We start from the raw sequence: 5080 nt of genomic DNA on the forward strand, positions 1-5080 counted from the left end.
GGCCGGTACGCTGTTTCCGGTTCTGGCTGGCATCCTGCTGGCGCGCGCGCTGCCCTGGTACTGGGTCTACGTCTGCATCGGGCTTATCTACGTTGCTATCTTCGTCCTGACCCTGTGCGTCGAGTTCCCGGTGCTGCGCAAGCCGGAAAACAGCCCGACGGTAGAGAAAGAGAAATGGGGCATCGGCGTCCTGTTCCTCGCTGTGGCCGCGCTCTGCTATATCCTCGGCCAGCTCGGCTTTATCTCCTGGGTGCCTGAGTACGCCACGAAGACTATGGGCATGGATATCGCCAGCGCGGGCCAGCTGGTCGGCAACTTCTGGACCGCCTATATGGTCGGCATGTGGGTCTTCAGCTTCCTGCTGCGCTTCTTCGATCTGCAGCGCATTCTGATGGTGCTGGCCGGTCTGGCAACGCTGCTGATGTACTGGTTCGTCAGCGCCACGGACGCCAGCATGCTGCGCTGGGTGATTATGATCCTCGGCTTTAGCTCCAGCGCCATCTACACCACCATCATTACGCTCGGCTCGCTGCAGACTAAGGTCTCCTCGCCGAAACTGGTGAACTTTATCCTCACCTGCGGCACCGTCGGCACCATGCTGACCTTCGTGGTGACCAGCCCCATCGTGAAGCAAGGCGGCGTTCATGCTGCGCTGCTGACGGCCAATGGACTCTATGCCGTCGTGTTCGTGATGTGCGTGCTGCTGGGCTTTGTTACCCGCCATCGCCAGCATGGCCATGCGATGCACTGATAAGAAGATCGCTTAATAAGATTAAGGGCGGCGCTGGCCGCCCTTTTCTTTTCTGGCTGCCGCAAAAATGTGATCCAGCTCTTTTCGTAGTAGAACGAATAACTTACGAAAAATGATTCAGAAACAGACACATACCTCAAAATAGGTATACGAAAAGGCAATTGATATATATCAATATGGGCTGAAAACGGCGCGCTATTGTAGCCTCAATTCCCGCAATTTTGAGGCAAGTATGAGCAAGCACAATGTCGTCGTTATCGGTAACGGCATGGTGGGGCATCGCTTTATTGAGGAACTGATCGACAAAGCCGAACCCGGCCAGTTCGCGTTAACCGTGTTCTGTGAAGAACCCCGCGTCGCCTATGACCGCGTCCACCTTTCCGCCTACTTCTCTCACCATACCGCCGAAGAACTCTCCCTGGTTCGCGAAGGCTACTATGAAAAACATCAGGTCAATCTGCTGCTGGGCGAACGCGCCATCACCATCAACCGTGAAGAGAAGCTGATCCACTCCAATACCGGCCGCGCCGTCCGTTACGATACGCTGATCTTCGCCACGGGCTCCTGGCCCTGGATCCCGCCTATCAAAGGCTCGGAAGGCGCGGACTGCTTCGTCTACCGCACCATTGAAGATCTCAACGCCATTGAAGCCTGCGCGCGACGCAGCAAACGCGGCGCGGTAATCGGCGGCGGCCTGCTCGGTCTGGAAGCCGCAGGCGCGTTGAAAAACTTAGGCATTGAAACGCATGTGATTGAGTTCGCGCCGGTATTAATGGCCGAACAGCTCGACGTTCAGGGCGGCGAGCAGCTGCGTCGTAAAATCGAAAAGATGGGCGTGCAGGTGCACACCAGCAAAAACACCCAGCAGATCGTGCATCATGCTGCGGGCGGCAAAACCCTTCAGTTTGCCGATGGCAGCGCGCTGGACGTCGACTTTATCGTCTTTTCCACCGGCATTCGTCCTCAGGACAAACTGGCGAAACAGTGCGGCCTGGCGATCGGCCAGCGCGGCGGCATCGCCGTAGACGACCGCTGCCGCACCAGCGATCCGGCAATCTACGCCATCGGCGAGTGCGCCGCATGGCAGAACCGCGTATTTGGTCTGGTCGCGCCGGGATATAAAATGGCGCAGGTGGCGAGCGATGCCTTAACCGGCCGCGACAGCACCTTCCAGGGCGCAGATATGAGCGCCAAACTCAAGCTGCTCGGCGTCGATGTCGGCGGCATCGGCGATGCCCACGGCCGTACGCCAGGGGCGCGCAGCTACGTCTGGCTGGATGAGAGCCGGTCGATCTACAAACGCCTGATCGTCAGTGAAGAGGGCAAAACTCTGCTCGGCGCAGTGCTGGTAGGCGATACCAGCGACTACGGCAATCTGCTGCAGTTTGTCCTTAACGCCATTCCGCTGCCGGAAAATCCCGAAGGTCTGATCCTGCCCGTCGGCAGTGGCGAAAAGCCGGTCATGGGCGTCGATTCGCTGCCGGAGAGCGCGCAGATCTGCTCCTGCTTCGACGTCAGCAAAGGCGACATCATCAAAGCGGTTCAGGGCGGTTGCCACACCGTGGCGGCGCTGAAGAGCGAAACGCGCGCGGGAACCGGCTGCGGCGGCTGCATTCCGCTGCTGACGCAGGTGCTGAACGCCGAGCTTAGCCGTCAGGGCATTGAGGTCAATAATCACCTTTGCGCCCATTTCCCCTACTCTCGTCAGGAGCTTTATCACCTGATTCGCGTCGAGGAGATTAAAAGCTTCGACGCGCTGCTGGCAAAATATGGCGAAGGCTACGGCTGCGAAGTCTGCAAACCCACGGTAGCTTCGCTGCTGGCCTCCTGCTGGAACGACTTTGTGCTTGCGCCGCAGCATACGCCGCTACAGGACAGCAACGATCTCTTCCTCGGCAATATCCAGAAAGATGGCACCTATTCCGTTATTCCACGTTCGCCCGGCGGCGAAATCACGCCGCAGGGTCTTAAAGTAATTGGCGAGGTCGCTGAGCGCTATAGCCTTTACACCAAAATCACCGGCTCGCAGCGCATCGGCCTGTTCGGCGCGCAGAAAGACGATCTGCCCGCCATCTGGTCGCAGCTTATCGCCGCAGGCTTTGAGACCGGTCAGGCCTACGCTAAAGCGCTGCGCATGGCGAAAACCTGCGTCGGCAGCGCCTGGTGTCGTTACGGCGTCGGCGACAGCCTCGGCTTCGGCATCGCGCTGGAGAATCGCTATAAAGGCATCCGCACGCCGCACAAAATGAAGTTCGGCGTCTCTGGCTGTACGCGCGAATGCGCCGAAGCGCAGGGCAAAGATGTCGGCGTTATCGCCACGGAAAAAGGCTGGAACCTCTACGTTTGCGGCAACGGCGGCATGAAGCCGCGCCACGCCGATCTGCTGGCGGCCGATCTCGACGGCGACACGCTGATCGCTTATCTGGATCGCTTTATGATGTTCTATATCCGCACCGGGGACAGGCTGCAGCGCACCTCGCTGTGGCTGGAGAGCCTTGAGGGCGGCATCGACTATCTGCGCAGCGTGATTATCGACGACAAACTGGGCATCAACGGCAAGCTGGAGGCGGAGCTGAGCGAACTGCGCGCCCGCGCCCGCTGCGAGTGGAAAGAAGCGGTGGAAGATCCCGCCCAGCAGGCGCGTTTCGCCCACTTTATCAACGCGCCGCTGCGCGATCCCAACGTGCAGATGGTCGCCGAGCGCAGCCAGCATCGTCCGGCGCGGCCGGAAGAGCGCATTGCCGTTACCCTGATTGAGGAGAGCGAAGTATGAGCCAGTGGACGCCCGTCTGCGATCTGGAGCAAATCCTGCCAGCCACCGGCGTATGCGCGCTGGTGAATAACCAGCAGATCGCTATTTTCCGCCCGCGCCAGGACAGCGAGCTGTTCGCCATCAGCAATATCGATCCCTTTGCGCAGGCCAGCGTGCTGTCGCGCGGCATAATCGCCGAGCATGAAGAGAGCCTCTGGGTAGCCAGTCCGCTGAAGAAGCAGCGTTTTCGCCTCAGCGACGGCTACTGTATGGAGGATGCGTCGCGCTCCGTCGCCGCTTTTCCGGTACGGGTAAACGCAGGCAAAGTCGAAGTGTGCGCCTGAACCGACCTCTCTCCTGATGCTATGCTACGCTGCCGACGCCCTGCGCGCCGGCAGCCCGCCTTCCTCTCTCGCTTTCAGGACGCTCTATGGACTACTTTCCCCTTTTTTGCCGCCTGCAGGGCAAACGCTGTTTGCTGGTGGGCGGCGGCGACGTTGCTGAGCGCAAAGCGCGCCTGCTGCTCTCTGCCGGCGCCGATCTGCACGTCGGCGCACTGCATTTCTCCTCTGCGTTCCGTCAGTGGGCCGACAGCGGTGAGATAACGCCGATCTCAGGCGCATTTAGCGACGCATGGCTGGACGGGTGCTGGCTGGTGGTCGCCGCCACCGATGACGATGCGGTGAATCAGCAGGTGGCGCAGGCCGCCGAAGCGCGTCGCATCTTCTGTAATCTGGTGGATGCCCCAGAACAGGCCAGCGCCATTATGCCGTCAATCATCGATCGTTCGCCGCTGATGGTGGCGGTCTCTTCCGGCGGGCGCGCGCCGGTACTGGCCCGCCTGCTGCGCGAAAAAATCGAGGCGCTGCTGCCGCAGCATCTTGGTCAGCTAGCGTCGCTGGCGGGCACGCTGCGCACGCGCGTCAGACAGCGTTTCGCCTCTATGGCGCAGCGCCGCTATTTCTGGGAGCGTTTCTTTACCAGCGACAGGCTGGCGCAGACGCTGGCTAACGGCGACGGCGCGCGCGCGGCGCAGATGATCGATTCCCTCTTCAGCGACGCGCTGCCCGCGCAGGGCGAAGTAACGCTGGTGGGTGCCGGGCCGGGCGACGCCGGGCTGCTGACGCTGAAAGGGCTACAGCAGATCCAGCAGGCTGATGTGATTGTGTATGACCGCCTGGTTTCAGAGGAGATCCTTAACCTGGTGCGTCGCGATGCGGAGCGGATTTTTGTCGGCAAGCGTGCCGGACATCACTGCGTGCCTCAGGCGCAGATTAACCAGCTGCTGCTGGAACAGGCGCAGCGCGGCAAGCGCGTCGTGCGGTTGAAAGGCGGCGATCCCTTTATTTTCGGGCGCGGCGGCGAGGAGCTGGAGATCCTGGCGCAGCATCAGATACCGTTCAGCGTGGTGCCGGGCGTGACGGCGGCGTCAGGCTGCTCGGCCTACAGCGGCATTCCGCTGACCCACCGCGACCATGCGCAGAGCGTACGGCTGGTGACGGGTCATCTGCAGCAGGAAAATGCGCTGGAGTGGGAAAAACTGGCCGCCGAGCAGCAGACGCTGGTGTTTTATATGG

4 protein-coding genes are annotated in these 5080 nt (G+C 60.7%); all 4 read left to right on the forward strand.

Features of this window, described 5'->3' with window-relative positions:
- A partial coding sequence (gene tsgA / locus B3797_RS03085; protein WP_311790344.1) for an MFS transporter TsgA occupies positions 1-751 on the forward strand: 751 nt, incomplete at its 5' end.
- 232 nt (positions 752-983) lie between these two features.
- Complete coding sequence (nirB, locus tag B3797_RS03090) at positions 984-3524, forward strand: nitrite reductase large subunit NirB (protein ID WP_311790345.1); 2541 nt, start codon at positions 984-986, stop codon at positions 3522-3524.
- Positions 3521-3847 carry a nitrite reductase small subunit NirD gene (gene nirD, locus B3797_RS03095; RefSeq protein ID WP_120457304.1) on the forward strand — a complete coding sequence of 109 codons (327 nt, stop codon included), beginning with the start codon at positions 3521-3523 and terminating at the stop codon, positions 3845-3847. The genes nirB and nirD overlap by 4 nt, the downstream gene beginning before the upstream one ends.
- A gap of 86 nt (positions 3848-3933) precedes the next feature.
- A partial coding sequence (gene cysG, locus B3797_RS03100; RefSeq protein ID WP_311790346.1) for a siroheme synthase CysG occupies positions 3934-5080 on the forward strand: 1147 nt, incomplete at its 3' end.

Origin of the sequence: Pantoea sp. UBA5923, from assembly GCF_002431095.1 — a bacterium.
Classification (GTDB): Bacteria; Pseudomonadota; Gammaproteobacteria; order Enterobacterales; family Enterobacteriaceae; genus Pantoea; species Pantoea piersonii.

Excerpts from the sequence above, each read along its gene's own strand:
- nirD (WP_120457304.1), top strand. The coding sequence starts at position 3,521 with ATGAGCCAGTGGACGCCCGTCTGCGATCTGGAGCAAATCCTGCCAGCC.
- nirB (WP_311790345.1), top strand. The coding sequence starts at position 984 with ATGAGCAAGCACAATGTCGTCGTTATCGGTAACGGCATGGTGGGGCAT.